Below are 15,245 nucleotides of genomic sequence, written 5' to 3'. Positions count from 1 at the left end.
GCAAGGAGAGCCGATAGCTAATCAGAGCAGCCGCGCTCTGCGCGCGCACGCCATGGACCCCTTCCATTTCCCTCTCTTTCACGGACGAAAGGAGCGAAAGCATGTCCACCCCGAAACGCCCGCATACGCAACACGCCCCCTGGGTCGATCTCCGCGCCTACCTGGTGGAAGGCAAACGCGCCCAACCGGTGCACTTTGAGATCAATGCTCTACACGATGTCGCCGAACCCAAAGCCTGGGTCGAGCTACACGATTATCTTCTTGAAGGCAAACGCAAAGTCCTGCCTAAAGCGCCGCCCGCAAGCTATCTGCCCAAGCATCTGCGCAAGCCGCCGCCGCCCAAGCCGCGTCAGCCGGAAGCGGACTTGACCATCTATCGCGCCATTGAGGAGATCTACGCTCCCACAGCGCGTGAGGCCAGCGTGGTGCACGCCGCCCTGGATGTGGATGTGACCCTGTGCCGGGAGGCCGCCGCCAACCGGGGCATGGAGCCAGACGAGTTGAGCGCATGTGAAGCGCACGTTGAGGAGATCCGGCTGAACTACACCAAGGAGATCGATCAGATTTGCGATTGGTATCTGGAGAACATGGCGCGTGTTTACGACAATCCGGAGGGACTCTGAAGATGACCGGCATCCGTCATGAGCACCCCTTTCCCACCCTGAAAAAGCTGGATGTCAACGGCGCCAAGGATCTGGTGTTACAGGCGCAATCCAGTGAGCGTCAGCGCAAGAATTTCAATTTCCACCCGGAGCTGGATGACCCCATTCAGCGCCTTGCCAACGCCTTCGAGCCAGGCACCTATGTGCCCCCGCACCGCCACATCGACCCGGACCGCTGGGAGATGTTTCTCCTCATCGAAGGGCGCGCAGCGATTCTGGTGTTCGATGATGAGGGCAAAGTGACCGATCGCGCCGAACTGGGCCGCGATAACGATAGCCAATGCAGCGTGGCGGAGATCCCGCCGGGCGCGTGGCACAGTGTGGTGGCGCTCACCGCAGGCACGGTCCTGTTCGAGGTCAAGGCTGGCCCCTATGCGCGTTTGACCGACAAAGGCTTCGCCAGTTGGGCGCCGCGTGAAAACGAAACCCAGGCCGCGCGCAGCATCACCAAATGGATGGAGCAGGCGCAAGTGGGCGACCTGTTTGTCATGTAATCTCACAGGCAACCCTTTGGAACCTTTTCCCTCATGCAGGCGCCTGAAGGAGTAACGACCACGTGCGCAGCAAGGGGGCAACATGATCTTGGTTACCGGAGCCAACGGATTTGTCGGCGGCGCGCTGGGGCGTCATCTGCACGCCAGCGGCCATGCCCTGCGCGGGTTTGCGCGCCACCCTGAGCAACGCAAGGAGCCGGACGCGCCGTATACGGAGTGGAGCGCCGGGTCGATTCTCGATCCCCATACACTGGACGCCGCCATGGCGGGAGTGGATACGGTGATCCATCTGGTGGGGATTCTGGCCGAGACCCGCACCCTGAGCTTTGAGCAGGTCCACCATCAGGGAACGCGTAATGTGCTCGAGGCGGCAAAACGCGCGGGGGTGACGCGCTATATTCAGATGTCCTCGCTGGGCACGCGGCGCAACGCCGCCAGCCGCTACCACCAGAGCAAATGGTTAGCCGAAGAGGCGGTGCGCGCCAGCGGGCTGGACTATACCATTCTGCGCCCCTCTGTGATCTTCGGTCCCCACGACAGCTTCATCAATCTGTTCGCCAAAATGGCGCGCTACTCCCCCGCCCTGCCCCTCATCGGCGATGGCAAGAGCCTGATGCAACCCATCTGGGTTGAGGATCTGGCGCGCATCGTGGTCCAGTGCCTGGAGAAGCCTGAGACTATCGCTCAGACCTATGAGTTGGGCGGCCCAGAGCAGATCCCCTTCAGGGAGATTCTCGACGCCATTCTGCAAACCCTGAAACTGCGCCGATTCAAGCTCCCCGGCCCTGTGAGTCTGCTGAAACTGGAGGCCGCTCTGTTTGAGGCGGTGTTGCCCACGCCGCCGCTCACGCGGGATCAATTGATCATGGCGCAAGAGGACAATATCTGCTCAGGCGCCCCGATTCCGGCCCCCTTTGCCTGCGAACCCATGCCGCTGCGTGAGGGAATCTCCGCCTTCCTGAAACCGTAGCCATCAGAATTTGCAGCGCTATTGTGTCATGATCGAGTTTTCCACAGGGGGGGGAATTCCTGTGGATCAATACGGGGATAACGGGGCGCGGACTGGGGCGAAACAGCCTCATGCAGGGGCAAACGCGTTTGTCCACAGGGCCAAGATTATCCCCAAAATCTGTGGAATTTTCCGTGGACAACTTCCACAGAGAATTTCCTTCCCCTTGAAATCACGTCTGTTTAATTACAATGCACAATTTTTAATCAGCTGTGGTTATCCACACCACGGGGACAAACACGGCCAAATTGTGGACAACCCTGTGGATCACTGCGCTCACATACAGAAATTTCCGTATTCACAACACCTTACCAACCAGGGTCTGAGATTCGGCGACAAACGCTTCCAATTGCACAGTCAGCAGGGCGCCGGATTGAGCGGTCTGCGCGCCACGAATGCGCACGGGCAGAAAATCGCGCCGCTTGCCTGTGGCCATCCCCGCCTGATCCACCGTCTCCACCAGCACTTCGCACGCCCCTTCGGCCAGCGCCCGTTCCGCCGCCGCCTGTAGATGCCCCGCGCCCGCGACAATCAACGCCTCGGAGCGGCGCTTCATCTCGCTATCAGCCACACGAAAGCGTTGGGGAATCTTCTGCGCCGGGGTATTGGGGCGATCGGAGTAGCGAAACACATGGGGCATGGCCAGGGGAATCGCCTCCGCCAGCGCCAAGGTCTGGGCGAAGGCGTCGTCATCCTCGGTGGGAAAACCGACGATCAGATCGGCGCCGAAAACCATGTCAGGACGCACATGGCGCAACGCCGCCACTTTGCGCAACACCAAGTCGCGGTCATACACGCGGTGCATGCGCTTGAGGATGCGGTCGTCGCCGGACTGAATCGAGAGGTGCAGATGGGGGCACAGCGGTGACGAGGCGTCGGCAAATAGGGCGATGAGGGCCTCGTCGATATCCTCCGGGTCGATGGAGGAGAGACGCAGTCTCTTTAGCCCTGGCACAGCCATGAGCTGTTCACACAGCGTAGCCAAACCCGACTCGAGCCCCAAATCGGCGCCATAGGCGCCCAGATCGATGCCGGTGAGCACCAACTCGCCAAAACCCTGCGCCACAAAGGCGCGCCCCGCCTCCAGCGCCGCTTCCAGCGACAACGAACGGCTGGGGCCGCGCACCCCGGGGATTAAACAGAAGGTGCAGCGTTTGTCGCAACCATTCTGAATTTGCAAAAACGCCCGCGCACGACCGCCAAAGCCCGGCGCATCGGGATTGATGGCGGCATCGGCAGCCAGTGGTGGAAACGGCCCGCTGGACTCCGCGAAGGGATCGCCCACGCGAATGGGCGCGTCGGCGTCGGCGCGGGCCAGATGCGCGGCCAGGTCCAGCTTCTCCTGGTTGCCCAACACCAGATCCACCCCCTCAATGGCGGCCAGGGTCTCCGGCGCGCGCTGGGCATAACAGCCGGTCACCACAATGCGCGCGCCCGGGTTCTCGCGCTGGGCGCGACGAATCAGACGTCGGGCTTGGCTGTCGCTGGCGTGGGTCACCGAGCAGGTGTTGATCACCACCACCTGCGCCGCCTCGCCCTCGGCGGCGCGGGCAAAGCCCGCCTCAGCGCACGCGGCGTCCATCACCGCGCCCTCATACTGATTGACGCGACACCCCATATTGATCACCCGCGCGCGCCCTTTGGCGCCGGGGGGAACGAACTTCATCTTGACGCCGTTCACGACATCCCCTAACCTGCTATTCGCTTTTTCTTCATGTCCACTCAACGCTGTCGCCGACGCCGCGCTAGGTCCTCGACGGACCGCCTACGGGATGTTTTCGCATGACCTTGGCGCTACGCAACGGGTTCTCCCCCTTCGTCCAGAACCTGCTGGATGATCTCAACTGGATCATCGGGCCGATTCATCTGGTCGGCGGCGGGCTGCGCAACGCCCTGCAACACCATTTCATCTCCGCTGAGCTGGACATCCTGGTGGACAAGCCCTTGGAGGAGTGCCGTCGCCTGCTGCTGGACGCCGGTTACAGCTCGGCGGTGATGGGCGGCAAGGAGAACCAACTGCTGCTGCCCCTCAAACGGCGCGAAAACCCGCAGACCATTCAGATCAGCCGTCTGCGCGCCCGCCCCGGGGTCACCCCCAATGTGGGCGAGGATCTGGCCCATCGCGACATCACCGTCAACGCCATGGCCTACTGCTGGCCCGACGGCCCCCTGGTGGACCCCTTCAACGGGCGCCAGGATCTTTCGCACAACCGCATCCGCTTGGTCAATGGCGTGCTCACCCTGGCCAATGCGCCGTTGCGGGCGATCCGTTTCTTCCGCTTCACCATACAGCTGGGCGGCGATCCGATCCCCGAGGATCTGACCCGCTGCGCCGAAACCGACCTGACCAACGTGCGCGGCGAGTGGCTGCGCGGCGAGACCGACCGCATCTTCTCCCTGCCATTGCAGGATGAGCGTTCGCGTCAAATTCTATTCGACCTGTTCTCCTGCACCTTGGGGCGCTCACTGCTGCCGGAGTTGTGGATTCTCAAACAGTGGCCGGAGCAACCCGGCGCCGAGCAGAGCGCGTGGAAGAACACCCTGCTAACCATGCTGCACGTGCCCCACGCCATTGATGGCGAAGAGTTCTCCGCGTTGGATCTGCGTTGGGCGGCGCTGCTGCATCAACTGGGCAAGCCCCAGGGCGCGCGCTATAACGCACAGGGCGATTTGACCGGCTATGGCGGCTACTGGGACAACTCCGCGCGCATCGGCGCCCAGGTGCTGGAGCGTCTGCAGTTCTCCAAACGGCGTCAGCGCCGCATTCTCAATATCATCCAATATCTCGAAGTGGGGCTCTCGCCCACCGAACGCACCTTGCGGCGTCTGGCGCAGAGCCAAGCGCCGCTGGAGGCGGTGTTCCGGCTGAACTACGCCAAGGCGCTCAGCGCCGATGATCTTACCCCCGAGGCGCGCGCGGGGGTGGATGAAGAGTACCAACGCGCCATGCGCCGCTGTAGTGCGGCGCGCCGCCATATCAACCGTCTGCAACCCACCGATTTGGCGCTCTCCGGCGGCGAGATGGTGGATATCGTACGCGCCGCCCCCGGCCCCTGGATCAGCCGCTTGCAATCCTATCTGGTGGACTGGGTGAGCGAAGACCCCAAACGCAATAAAAAACCGCTGCTGGCCGACGAAGTGCGCAGTTGGCTGCTGGAACAGTCAGACCTGTTCACCTGATCAGCGTTCCCCACTTAAGGCGCTGGCCCCGATTTGTCGGGGCTCCACGCCGAAACGTCAATTCCACATTTCCATCAGATGGTGATCTGCCGCCGCCCGTCGTCGGAGCCGTGATCCTGCCGTGTGCGCGAGAGCAGATAATCGGTGACGATATCGATGGCCTGTTCGGGCTTGTCCACCAGGTGGAACAGCTCCAGATCGTTCTTATCGATGCAGCCGGCGCCCAGCGCGCGCTGTTTCAGCCAGTCGACCAATCCGCCCCAATAGTCGCTGCCATACAGAATAATGGGGAAGCGGGTGAGTTTGCCGGTCTGTTGCAGAGTGAGGGATTCAAACAACTCATCCAGAGTGCCGAAGCCGCCGGGAAAGATGATGATGGCGTCGGCGTACTTGGCGAACATCAGTTTGCGCACGAAGAAATAGCGGAACTCCAAACTGATGTCCTGAAACTTGTTGGCGGTCTGCTCAAACGGCAGGCTGATATTCAGACCGATGGAGTTGCCGCCCTTTTTGAAGGCGCCGCGATTGGCCGCTTCCATAATGCCAGGCCCGCCGCCGGTAATCACCGAGACTCCTTTGGCCGAGAGCTTGGTTCCGATGGCCTTGGCGGCTTTATAATAGGCGTCGCCTTTAGACAGCCGCGCGCTGCCGAAGATGGTGACCACCGGTTCGGTGCCCAACGCGCGCAGGGTTTCGATGCCATCGATCAACTCCGCCTGAATACGGAAGATGCGCCACGCTTCGGAAGTCTTGAGTTCGTCCGTCACCGCCAGCTCCTTGTCAGCCATGATAGCAGCTCATTGAGATGTCAAATCGGGTTGTTCGGGCGATTGTGCCGCCGCGCCCCCCTTAGGGCAAGGCCCCATCGTTCTGGCGGGGAATCCAGTGCCGCCAGCCGCGCATGAGGGGAAAATAGAGCCCCACGCGAATGGGGCGCTGCGGCTCCAAACGCCGCAGCAGACGCGCATACCCCTCCAGTTGCGCCCGATAGCGCTCGGCTTCGTTATCCAGAAACCCTTGCGGGTCGCCCCCCTCGTGGGCGCCGGTTTTGAAGTCGATGATCCAGCGCGCGCCCTCGGCGTCGATGAAGGTGCGATCCACCACCATGCGCTGGCGCTTGCCATCGATCACGCCGGTCAAATCCCACTCCGAGCGCGCCGCCTCATGGCTGGGATCGAGAATCCAGCGCCCAACGGGATCTTCAGCGCAATTTTCGATAGCGGCGACGCACTTGGCCACCGCCCGCTCCAGCTCATCATGGGGCGCGCCCAGGGCGCGCAGTTGTCGCTCGATGGCCGCCTGCGCCGCGCCGCCGCCCTGATCGCGCCAGGCATCGACGCCCACTTCAGCCAGTCGCCGCAACGCCCCATGGGCCGCCACCCCCACCAGACGCGCCGTCTCACTGGCCCAATCGAACGCCACCGGCTCGGCGTCGGGCTCAACGCTGGCGGTGACGCTCTGCTCGGGCAGTTCGACATCATCGGCCAACGGCGGCGGCGTCCAGCAAGCGGGCAAACGCGCCAATGTCTGCGACAGCGCGGGCGCAAGCTGCTGAAGCGGGACGCTCGGCGGATCCAGCGGATCCAACGGCTCCAGATTGTCGGCATCGGGCTCCTCGGGCCAGATCAAGCTCTGCGCCGCCGCCTCGTCGGTGAGAGCGGGCCACAGCAGCGCCAGGAAGGAGCCATTGGCCGGTATGCCCTCGCCGCTCTCGCCCAGCGCCGGGGCCTGTCCCAGCAAGTGCAGTCGACGCCGCGCGCGGGTGGCGGCCACATACAGCAGTCGCCCGGCTTCAAACGCCCCCTTCTGCCGCTCCAAACGGGTCAGATGGGCGTAGAGCGGATCCTCATCGCCGCCCACGCGCTTGATGGGGGCCAGCAGCAGCGCCGCGTCACGACTGGGCCGCTCGGCCCACTGCAACAGCTCCGGCTCGCCGCGATAGGGGGTGCGCGACAGCCCCGGCACGATGACGCAATCGAACTCCAGACCTTTGGATTTGTGAATGGTCATCAGCTGCACGCGCACATCCGGTCCGTCATCCACCGCAGCGAACAGACTGGCCATGCGCTCGGTGAGCAGCGCCTCCTGCGGCATCGCGCCGCCCTCCTCCAGTTGATCCAGCAGGTTCAGATAGGCGTCGATATCGGCCAGTTCACGGGCGTCGCGCAAACACGCCTCGCCGCCCAATGCGCGCCAGACGCTCAGCAACCAATCGCGCAGACGTCCGCGCCGCCGCGACGCGCCTAACGCCTGCGACAGCACCGGCCACACTCGCGCCAAACGCGCGCGGGCATCGTCACTGAGCCCCGCCAGCCGCTCCCAGCGCGCCAATTTCTCCGTAATGCAGCCGCGCGGCCCGGCGTCTCCCCCCGCCAGCAGATGTAGATCCGCCAGTTGCAGGCCACACCATGGCGCGCGCAAGAGCGACAACCACGCCACCCGGTCGCCCCGGTGCAGCAGGGCGCGGGTGAGCGCCAACATATCCAGAATCCACGGACGATTGGCCAGCGCCTCGATCTCCACCGCGCGGTAGCGAATCCCCGCCTGTTTGAGTCCGGCGGCAATGGCGGCCAGGTGCGGGCGCGCCCGCGCCAGAATGGCCACCTGCCCCTCGGGGAAGTCCGCCAGCGCCTGTTGCGTCAACGCCACCGCCTGCCGCGCCTCGTCCTGAGCGTCTGTTGTCAGTCGCACATCGGCGCTGGCCAGGGGGTCGGGGGCGGCGCCGGGGGGCTCGAAGCAGGCGGCGCGGGAAAAGGGCGCCGCGCCGCGCTCCACATCGGCCTCCTCGGGCATGACGCTGACAAAGGCGTAGTTGACCCAATCCACCACCGCGCGCCGGGAGCGGAAATTGACCGTCAATTGCAGCGGATGCAGCTCGATGCCGCCCAAGCGCCCCGGCGTGCGCCCGGAGACGTCGAACAGACTCAGAAACAGCCCCACCTCGGCCTCGCGGAAGCGGTAGATGGACTGCATCGGATCGCCCACCAGAAACAGCGTGCGCCGATCCTCCGGCGTCCACTCGGCGGTAAGGCGCTCCAACAGGCGGTACTGCGCATGAGAGGTGTCCTGGAACTCATCCACCAGAATGTGCTGCAGCGCGTGATCGAGCTTGAGGGCCAGATCGCTGGGATTGTCCAGATCGCCCAGAGCGCGGCTGGCGCTTAAGGAGACCTCAGCGAAGTCCACCGCCTCGCGCTGGGCGAAACTCAGGGTCAGATAGCCCGCCGCCATCACCATCAACTGACCCAGCGCCGCCAGCACCTCCCACTGCGACGCCTCATAGCGGGTGGGCGGCAGTCTGCGCGCCTCATCCAGACGTTCAGCCAGCTCCGCGTCGCCATCCAGACGCTCCAACAGCGTCAACATGCGCGCCTTCATCTCCTTGAACAGCGCCTTCTGCTGCGCATTGGCGCCGCTGCTGGCGGCGGGGAAACCCTCGCGCTTGGTCACCTGACGCCGCCACGTCCCGGCCTGGGTCAGCAGCAGATTGGCCAATCCCGCCCACGCCGTCGCCATGCTGGCATCGGCGTCCGGCAGGGCGATGCGCTCGCGCCACGCGCTCAGTTGCGTAGCCTTCTCTTCCGGCGCGTTGAGCGCGGCAAATCGCGCCAGAGCGCACACCTCCCGCTCCAGGGTGCGGGGCACAGCCGCGCGCAGGGCGTGCAGCGACTCGCGCACCACTGCCTCCACCGCCTGCTCCAGAGCGGCGCGCTCCAACTGCCCATCCACCACATGGCGCAACCACTGTTCACGGCTGGAGAGCATGCGCGCCAGCATCGCCTCAGCGCGATTGACGTCGCCATTGAGATGCGCCAGCACCCGCCGCGACGCCTCACGCCGCGCCCCGTCCGGGTCCGATGCATGGCGCAGCGCCGCCCCTGCCGCCTCACGATAGAGCGCGCCGGGGTTGGTCTCGACGCCCAAAGGCCCGCCAAAACGCGACAGCACCGGCATGCGCTGCGCCAGCGACAGACACAGCGCGTCGATGGTCATCATGCGCAGCCGTTGCGGATTGTCCAGCAAGCGCCAACCACGCTTTGTATTTTGCTCCAGCGCCGCCCGCGCCAGGCTCCACAGTTGGCGTTGGTAATCGGACTCCGGCGGCGTGTTCTGATCGGCGGCGGCGTGCAGCGCCTCCAGCACCCGCGCGCGCATCTCGGCGGCGGCTTTGCGGGTGAAGGTGATGGCCAGAATCGCCTCCGGTTCAGCCACCCCCGCCAGCAGTCGCAGCACGCGCTGGGTCAACAGACCGGTCTTGCCAGAGCCCGCCGGGGCCTGCACGATGAACGAGCGCGACGGCTCCAGGGCGGCGCGCCGCGCCGCGCTATCTTCGGGTTCAAACCCCATCGCCATCCTCCTGCTCTGCACTGGCCGCATCGGCGCCGCGCAGTTGATCCACCCGACACAGCGTCTGCAAACCGCAATAGAGGCACGCCGACGGCTTGATGGGATCCACCGCCGCCGCCCCGCTGGCAAAGGCGTCGGCCAAGCGGATCAGCACATCCCGCCACGCCTGCAACTGCGCCTGCCAACTCTCGGCGCGCTCACTATATTGGGTCTGCTCAAGCGCCTTGCCGCCGGGGATCGCGTCGCTGTGGGTAAGAATCGCCTGAAACCGCTCATTGCCCGGGCGCAACTGGCCAAACGCCGCGCCGCAGATGGGCCCCAACTCATGGGCGAAGGCGGCGTAGAGCGGCAGTTGCGGATCCGCCGGACGCGGGCCGAACCATCCGGCGGGGGAGCTGAGTCCGGTCTTGTAGTCGATCACCAGCGCCTCATCGCCGTCGAGACGGTCCACCCGGTCGAGCCGCGCGCGCACGTTGAGGGGTCCCACCTGCAGCGTCAACGGCAGCTCCAACCCAGTCACCGTGAACGGCTCCATGCGCTGACGTTCGCCATCCAGCCAGTTCCGCAACAGGTGAATCAAGCGACCGCGCTCCAGATCGGTCACCGCCTCCCACCACGCCGCATCCTCGCCGCTCTCCAGACTCTCGGCCAGCACCTCGCCCACGCACACCACGATGCGCTCCAGCAGAGCCACATCGTTCAGCGCGGCCAACCCGGCGCTGTCACGGGTGACGCGCCAGAAGCGATCCAGCGCGCGATGGGCGAACTGCCCACGCCGCCGCGCATCCGGGCCGCTGCCGGGCTCCTCCAGCGACTCGGCGCGCAATCGGTAGCGGGCAAACGCCTGAAACGGGCACTGGGATTGGGATTGAAACAGCCCCGCCCCGCCCGGCGCATTCAACTGGGCATCGAACGCGGGCGCCTGCATATCCTCGAAGCTCTCCAACGGCGCGCCCAGATAGCGTTCCACATCCGGCGCATCCGCATCTGCGTCCGCGTCCTCCAGCGCCAGATGCGCCACTAACGGGCTCACCCGCAGCGGGCGATCCTCTTCGCTCACCGACCAGCTCACCACCACCTGCGGCGCGCAGGTGAGCAAGCGCTGGGTGATCACCTCGGCGTAGTCGCGCTCACGGGCGGCGGAGGCGCGCGGCATCTCCCACTGCCGTTGCAGCGTCAGCGGCAGGTAGGGGTTGGGATCGGGCGGCGGCGGCCACGCCTCGTCGATCATGCCGACGATCCACAGCGCATCGAACTGCTCGCCCGCCGCCTCCAGCAAGCCCATGGCCTGGGCCTGGGCCAAGCCGCCGTCAGGCTGAAAATCGCGCTCGTTGGCCAGACGGGTTAATTGACTCAGCGCCGTATGCAGATCGACAGCGCCGCTGACGTCATCCAGCGCGCCCATGGCGCTCAAGCACTGCCCCCAGGCGGTGACGGTCTGATGCTCGGCGCTGTCCAGGGAGCGGTCATCTCCCGGCCAGCCCAGACGCGCCAGTGTGCGGGAAAACACCCCCGCCCACGCCGACGGACGCCGCGTCTGACGCAGACCGCCCATCTCCTCGGCTTGCAGCGCGGCGCCGAATCTCTCATGCAGTTGCGGACAGGAGGCGGGCGCGAAGCCCGCGCCGTCGCTCAAGGCGCGCAGCAGACCATCCGGCCGCATGGCGCGTCGGCCCAATCTGCGCAGACGCGCATCCAACAGCGCGCGGCGCTCCGCCTCGCGCAGACCGCCGGGAAGGAACGGCGAGCGCAAAAACGCCCCCACGCGGGCTATGGAGGCATCGCCAAAGCAGAGACGCAGCCCCAACAGCGCATCGTGGGCCGCCGGGTAGTCTGACAATGGACGCCCGGCGGAGATATTCAGCGGCGCATCTGCGGGGTCCACCCCTTCATATCGACTGTGCGGGCGCAGAATCTCCCAGGAGAGGCGGCGTAGCGGCTCGGCGATGGCGGGCAGATTGGGCGCGGCAATGCCGATGCGCGCTGCGGGGTTATCCAGCAGCGTGCGCCGAGTCCACTGCAGCGCGGCGCGCAGCTCCGCCTCCAACCCGCTACACGGGATGCAGCGCGCCTGCGCATCGGCCAACGCATCGGCGCGCCAGGTTTCCACCACCACGCCCAGCGCCGTGAGGGTCTCGAAGTAAAATCCCTGCATCTGCGGCGTCAGTTGGTCGAAACCAGCCAGGATCAGCCGCTTGGGCAGCATGGGGGGGGTGATGCGCCCAGCCAGTTCATCGGCCAACGCCGCGCTGGGCAACCAGCCGCGCTCGGCGCACAGAGCGTCGAACTCCGCCGCCCAGAAGCGAAACGCCAGCACATCCGGCTCGTCATAACCGGTTAGATCGTCCAGGCTGCGACGCCACTGGCGCAACAGGCCCCAGGCGCGCATCACCCCGCGCGCGGCCACCGCAGGCTTGAGCAATGGATAGCGCGACTGATGCGCCGCGATCACCCCCTCCCACGCCAGCGACTCGCGCGAGGCGTTGAGCAATAGCGGCAAGCCGACAGCCTGCGCCTGAATGCCATCACGCTCCTCCAACTCCCGCCACAGCGTCTCCAACCAGGCGTTTTGCGGCAGGATGCGCGGGGTCTCCCACACGCTGTCGCCCTGGATCTGACGCATCTGCGCATAGCGTTCGTGCAGATGGCGGGCAAGCCGTCGGTTGACCGTCACCACCAGCGTTTGCGTGTCGCCAACACTCTGTAACAGCGCTTGATAGGCGTTCATGATTCTCTGCGCGCGCGCAACTTTGCGCGCGATGGGATATTGGCCATTTTCCACATCGGGGATTTTCGCTATCCTTTTTCTATGACTCCTCCCGCACAGCATAGCCCGGCGATGCCCACGCGCCAATGGACCGCCAATATCGACCCCCAAGCACACCGGTCGCGGCGGCGCATGCTGCTTGTCGTCAGCGTGGCGATGCTGCTCCATGCCGCGCCTGTGCACGCCGCCACAGAGCAATCTGGCGTCGCCGCCAGCACTCCTACACAGGATCTGGACGGCAACGGAGGAAACACGCCGTTGGACTCCCAATGGGTCTGGCGTCTACTCCACAGCGGACAGGATGAGGAGGCCAAGCGACAACTGCGTCGGCAGCTGGACGCCTTCTCCGGTCTGGACGCCGTCTCGCAAAGCCATCGGCATCAGGCGCAAACGCTGCTTTCCCTGCTCTCTTCGGCAAAGCAATCCGCCGGGGCCGTCGGCGGTCAAACCGATACGTCTGTGGATTCAGCGCAATCCGTGGATTGGCATGAGCAGTCGTGGGGGATAAATTCTCGCAGCGCCATACAGACCCAAGACTATGACGCCGCGCTGGCCAATCTCACCCGCAAGCGGGACGCCCTGCGGCAGCAGATGGGCCAGGACCATCCACTGCTCACGCCGATTCTCGAAGCCATGGCGGAGATTCAATCGGCGCGCAACGAGGATGAAGCGGCGCTGGCCTTGCGCGAACGGCTGACCGGCATGGTCCGGCGCACCCTGGGTCCCAACCATCCGGCGTTTGCTCTGGCGCTGGAGAAGCAGGCGGACGTGCTGTGGAAAATGCAGCGTTTGGAACACGCTGAGGTAATCTATGGCATGGCGCTGGCGATCTTCATGAAACAGCCCGGCCCCTACCACCGCAGCCGGGTGCGTTTGCACATGAAAGTGGCCGACACCCTGATCGGGCGCAAACAGTACGGCAAAGCGATGGACAAACTGCGCGTGGCCATGTCCATGGCTGAAAACGTGCTGGGCGGCGCCAATCCCGAGCTTTCCCCTATTCTGGGGCGCATGGCTCAGGCGCTGCAATCCAGCGGCGACGCCCAGGCCGCCCACGAAGTGTTGTTGCGCGCCGAACAGATTGCGCAACATACGCCGGTGCAGGTCAAGGGCGATAGTCCGGCCTACCTGATCAGCAAAGCGGATTATCAATTCGAAGCACAGCAGTTCAAAGCGGCGCAAAGTCTGTATGAAAAGGCGCTCAACCTCTCCTCCCCGGAAAAAACGCCGCCACACATCACCGCCTATCTACAAGAGCGCATCGCCGCCACCCTGGCCGCCCAGTTCAAATGGCGCGCCGCCGAGCGGGTGCAACGCCAGGCCACGCAAACCTGGGTGCTGCTGGTGGGCGCGGGCGACCCGGCCACCCAGCAGGCGCAGGCCACTCATGCCGACTATGTGCGCGTGCTGCACGATCTGGCGCCGCAGCAACCCGCCCTGCTCAAACTCCGACCCACCATTCAGCTCACCCAGAAGCGGCTGGCGGCCATCGGCATCGACCCCGGCCCGGTTGACGGCATTCCCGGACCGAAGACGCTGCAAGCGCTGCACACCTTCACCCAGCGCATGGGGCTGCCGCCCACCGGCAAATTGACCCTCACCTCCCTAGCCGCTCCGCTGGCGCATCTGCCGCCGGTGGGCAAGCGGCGATAGGCTTTCCCAGCGCCACGAACTCTCTGTATTCAAACCCGTTACAGCACTCATTTCCGGCGCCGTGAATAAAATTCTCAGCGGCGTCATGGATGCTTGGCGCAACGCCTGCGCCAGAGTATCGTGAAGTCGTCGTCCATGTTCGGCTTCAGGGCCCAAAGGAGATCACTGCGCGCCATGAGCGCCTCGGTATTACGCTTCGGTCAACACCGCGTGCAGGGCCGCGCCGCCGTCCGCTTCAAATACGATTGCGTCCAGACGCGCCTGGATCATCTGTACCAGAGCGATCCGCTACGCCTGCTGTTTCCCCTGCCCGAGCGCGATGAACCACTGACCACGGTTCTCACCACCACCTCGGGAGGGCTGGTGGGCGGCGATGAGCTGGATATCGAAATCACCACGCTGGCGGGCGCCCAGGGATTGGCCATGGCGCAAGCGGCGGAGAAGATCTATGGCTCCAATGGGCCGGATTGCAACGTCACCCTGCGTCTGAACGCCCATGATGGCGCACGTTTGGAGTGGCTGCCGCAGGAGAGCATTCTGTTTGATCAAGCCCGCTTGCGACGTCATACCGATCTCTACACGGCGGGCTCGGGGGAGATTCTCGCCGGAGAGATGTTGACCTTTGGCCGCATGGCCATGGGCGAGCGGGTGCGCAGCGGGCTGGCGCGCGACGCTTGGACGTTGAGCGATGACGCCGCTGTAGTGTGGCGCGATGCGCTGCATATGGAGGGCGATGTGGCGGAGATTCTGGCCGATCCGGCCTGCTTTGATGGCGCCCAGGCGGCTGGGAGTATTGTGCATGTGGGGCCGGATTATGTTGCGACGGCGCGGGAGATTCTGGCTCAATTGAAACTCCCCGAAGAGGTACTGGCCGCCGCCGGGCGAGTGGCCGAGCGGGTGAATCTAATCCGCTGGCTGGGGCGGGACGCCCAACAGATGCGCAAAGCCTATGGCGCGTTCTGGAAGGCGTATCGGCATCAGGTGTGGCAACGGCCCGAGAAGCTGCCCAGACTGTGGGAAATTTAAGCGTCAATCCGGTTGAGAAATCCCACTCTGACTCGATTGTGCACGCGGAGTAAAACTAACGAGGGTCCAGGGAAATCATTTCCCTGGCGGGTTGAGGGCGGAGCCCT

Annotated in this window: 10 protein-coding genes; 6 read left to right on the top strand and 4 right to left on the bottom strand. The window is 64.8% G+C overall.

Annotated features, from left to right (window positions below):
- The first annotated feature begins 101 nt into the window (after nt 1-101).
- The 3 genes from MAIT1_RS07545 to MAIT1_RS07535 all read left to right on the top strand — a co-directional run bounded on the left by MAIT1_RS07545 (nt 102) and on the right by MAIT1_RS07535 (nt 2,126).
- Complete coding sequence (locus tag MAIT1_RS07545) at nt 102-623, top strand: hypothetical protein (protein WP_085441675.1); 522 nt, start codon at nt 102-104, stop codon at nt 621-623.
- A gap of 2 nt (nt 624-625) precedes the next feature.
- A complete protein-coding gene (locus MAIT1_RS07540) occupies nt 626-1,156 on the top strand; it encodes a WbuC family cupin fold metalloprotein (RefSeq protein WP_143814715.1) in 531 nt (176 codons plus the stop codon).
- Nucleotides 1,157-1,238: 82 nt separating this feature from the next.
- Nucleotides 1,239-2,126 carry a complex I NDUFA9 subunit family protein gene (locus MAIT1_RS07535; RefSeq protein WP_085441674.1) on the top strand — a complete coding sequence of 296 codons (888 nt, stop codon included), beginning with the start codon at nt 1,239-1,241 and terminating at the stop codon, nt 2,124-2,126.
- Between the two features lie 337 nt (nt 2,127-2,463).
- Here the strand turns inward: MAIT1_RS07535 and mtaB are convergent, their stop codons facing one another.
- Nucleotides 2,464-3,846, bottom strand: coding sequence for a tRNA (N(6)-L-threonylcarbamoyladenosine(37)-C(2))-methylthiotransferase MtaB (mtaB, locus tag MAIT1_RS07530; RefSeq protein WP_085441673.1), 1,383 nt, complete (start codon nt 3,844-3,846; stop codon nt 2,464-2,466).
- Nucleotides 3,847-3,947: 101 nt separating this feature from the next.
- Here mtaB and MAIT1_RS07525 point away from each other — a divergent pair, with 101 nt between their 5' ends.
- Nucleotides 3,948-5,345 carry a tRNA nucleotidyltransferase/poly(A) polymerase family protein gene (locus MAIT1_RS07525; RefSeq protein WP_085441672.1) on the top strand — a complete coding sequence of 466 codons (1,398 nt, stop codon included), beginning with the start codon at nt 3,948-3,950 and terminating at the stop codon, nt 5,343-5,345.
- 74 nt (nt 5,346-5,419) lie between these two features.
- On the opposite strand, the gene MAIT1_RS07520 is transcribed toward MAIT1_RS07525, so the two are convergent.
- From MAIT1_RS07520 to MAIT1_RS07510, 3 genes are all read right to left on the bottom strand, one after another.
- Entirely contained in the window at nt 5,420-6,133 is a 714-nt protein-coding gene (locus MAIT1_RS07520) for an LOG family protein (protein WP_085441671.1), read from the bottom strand.
- A gap of 61 nt (nt 6,134-6,194) precedes the next feature.
- Nucleotides 6,195-9,692, bottom strand: coding sequence for a UvrD-helicase domain-containing protein (locus tag MAIT1_RS07515; protein WP_158089373.1), 3,498 nt, complete (start codon nt 9,690-9,692; stop codon nt 6,195-6,197).
- A complete protein-coding gene (locus MAIT1_RS07510; protein WP_158089372.1) occupies nt 9,682-12,420 on the bottom strand; it encodes a PD-(D/E)XK nuclease family protein in 2,739 nt (912 codons plus the stop codon). Before MAIT1_RS07510 ends, MAIT1_RS07515 begins: the two co-directional genes overlap by 11 nt.
- Before the next feature lie 111 nt (nt 12,421-12,531).
- Between MAIT1_RS07510 and MAIT1_RS07505 the strand changes: the two genes are divergently transcribed.
- The gene (locus MAIT1_RS07505; protein WP_158089371.1) at nt 12,532-14,112 is read left to right on the top strand and encodes a peptidoglycan-binding protein; all 1,581 of its coding nucleotides are present in this window, start codon (nt 12,532-12,534) and stop codon (nt 14,110-14,112) included.
- Between the two features lie 174 nt (nt 14,113-14,286).
- Entirely contained in the window at nt 14,287-15,138 is an 852-nt protein-coding gene (locus MAIT1_RS07500) for an urease accessory protein UreD (RefSeq protein ID WP_158089370.1), read from the top strand.
- The last annotated feature ends 107 nt before the right edge of the window (nt 15,139-15,245 follow it).

This window comes from Magnetofaba australis IT-1 (genome assembly GCF_002109495.1).
GTDB lineage: Bacteria > Pseudomonadota > Magnetococcia > Magnetococcales > Magnetococcaceae > Magnetofaba > Magnetofaba australis.
The sequence above is the reverse complement of the archived record's forward strand: the minus strand, read 5'-3'. Positions and strand labels throughout refer to the sequence as shown.

Bases quoted from the DNA above. Each gene is read 5' to 3' on its own strand.
- MAIT1_RS07505 (WP_158089371.1), top strand. From the start codon at position 12,532: ATGCCCACGCGCCAATGGACCGCCAATATCGACCCCCAAGCACACCGG.
- MAIT1_RS07540 (WP_143814715.1), top strand. From the start codon at position 626: ATGACCGGCATCCGTCATGAGCACCCCTTTCCCACCCTGAAAAAGCTG.
- MAIT1_RS07510 (WP_158089372.1), bottom strand. From the start codon at position 12,420: ATGAACGCCTATCAAGCGCTGTTACAGAGTGTTGGCGACACGCAAACG.
- MAIT1_RS07525 (WP_085441672.1), top strand. From the start codon at position 3,948: ATGACCTTGGCGCTACGCAACGGGTTCTCCCCCTTCGTCCAGAACCTG.
- MAIT1_RS07545 (WP_085441675.1), top strand. From the start codon at position 102: ATGTCCACCCCGAAACGCCCGCATACGCAACACGCCCCCTGGGTCGAT.
- MAIT1_RS07535 (WP_085441674.1), top strand. From the start codon at position 1,239: ATGATCTTGGTTACCGGAGCCAACGGATTTGTCGGCGGCGCGCTGGGG.
- MAIT1_RS07500 (WP_158089370.1), top strand. From the start codon at position 14,287: ATGAGCGCCTCGGTATTACGCTTCGGTCAACACCGCGTGCAGGGCCGC.
- MAIT1_RS07520 (WP_085441671.1), bottom strand. From the start codon at position 6,133: ATGGCTGACAAGGAGCTGGCGGTGACGGACGAACTCAAGACTTCCGAA.
- MAIT1_RS07515 (WP_158089373.1), bottom strand. From the start codon at position 9,692: ATGGGGTTTGAACCCGAAGATAGCGCGGCGCGGCGCGCCGCCCTGGAG.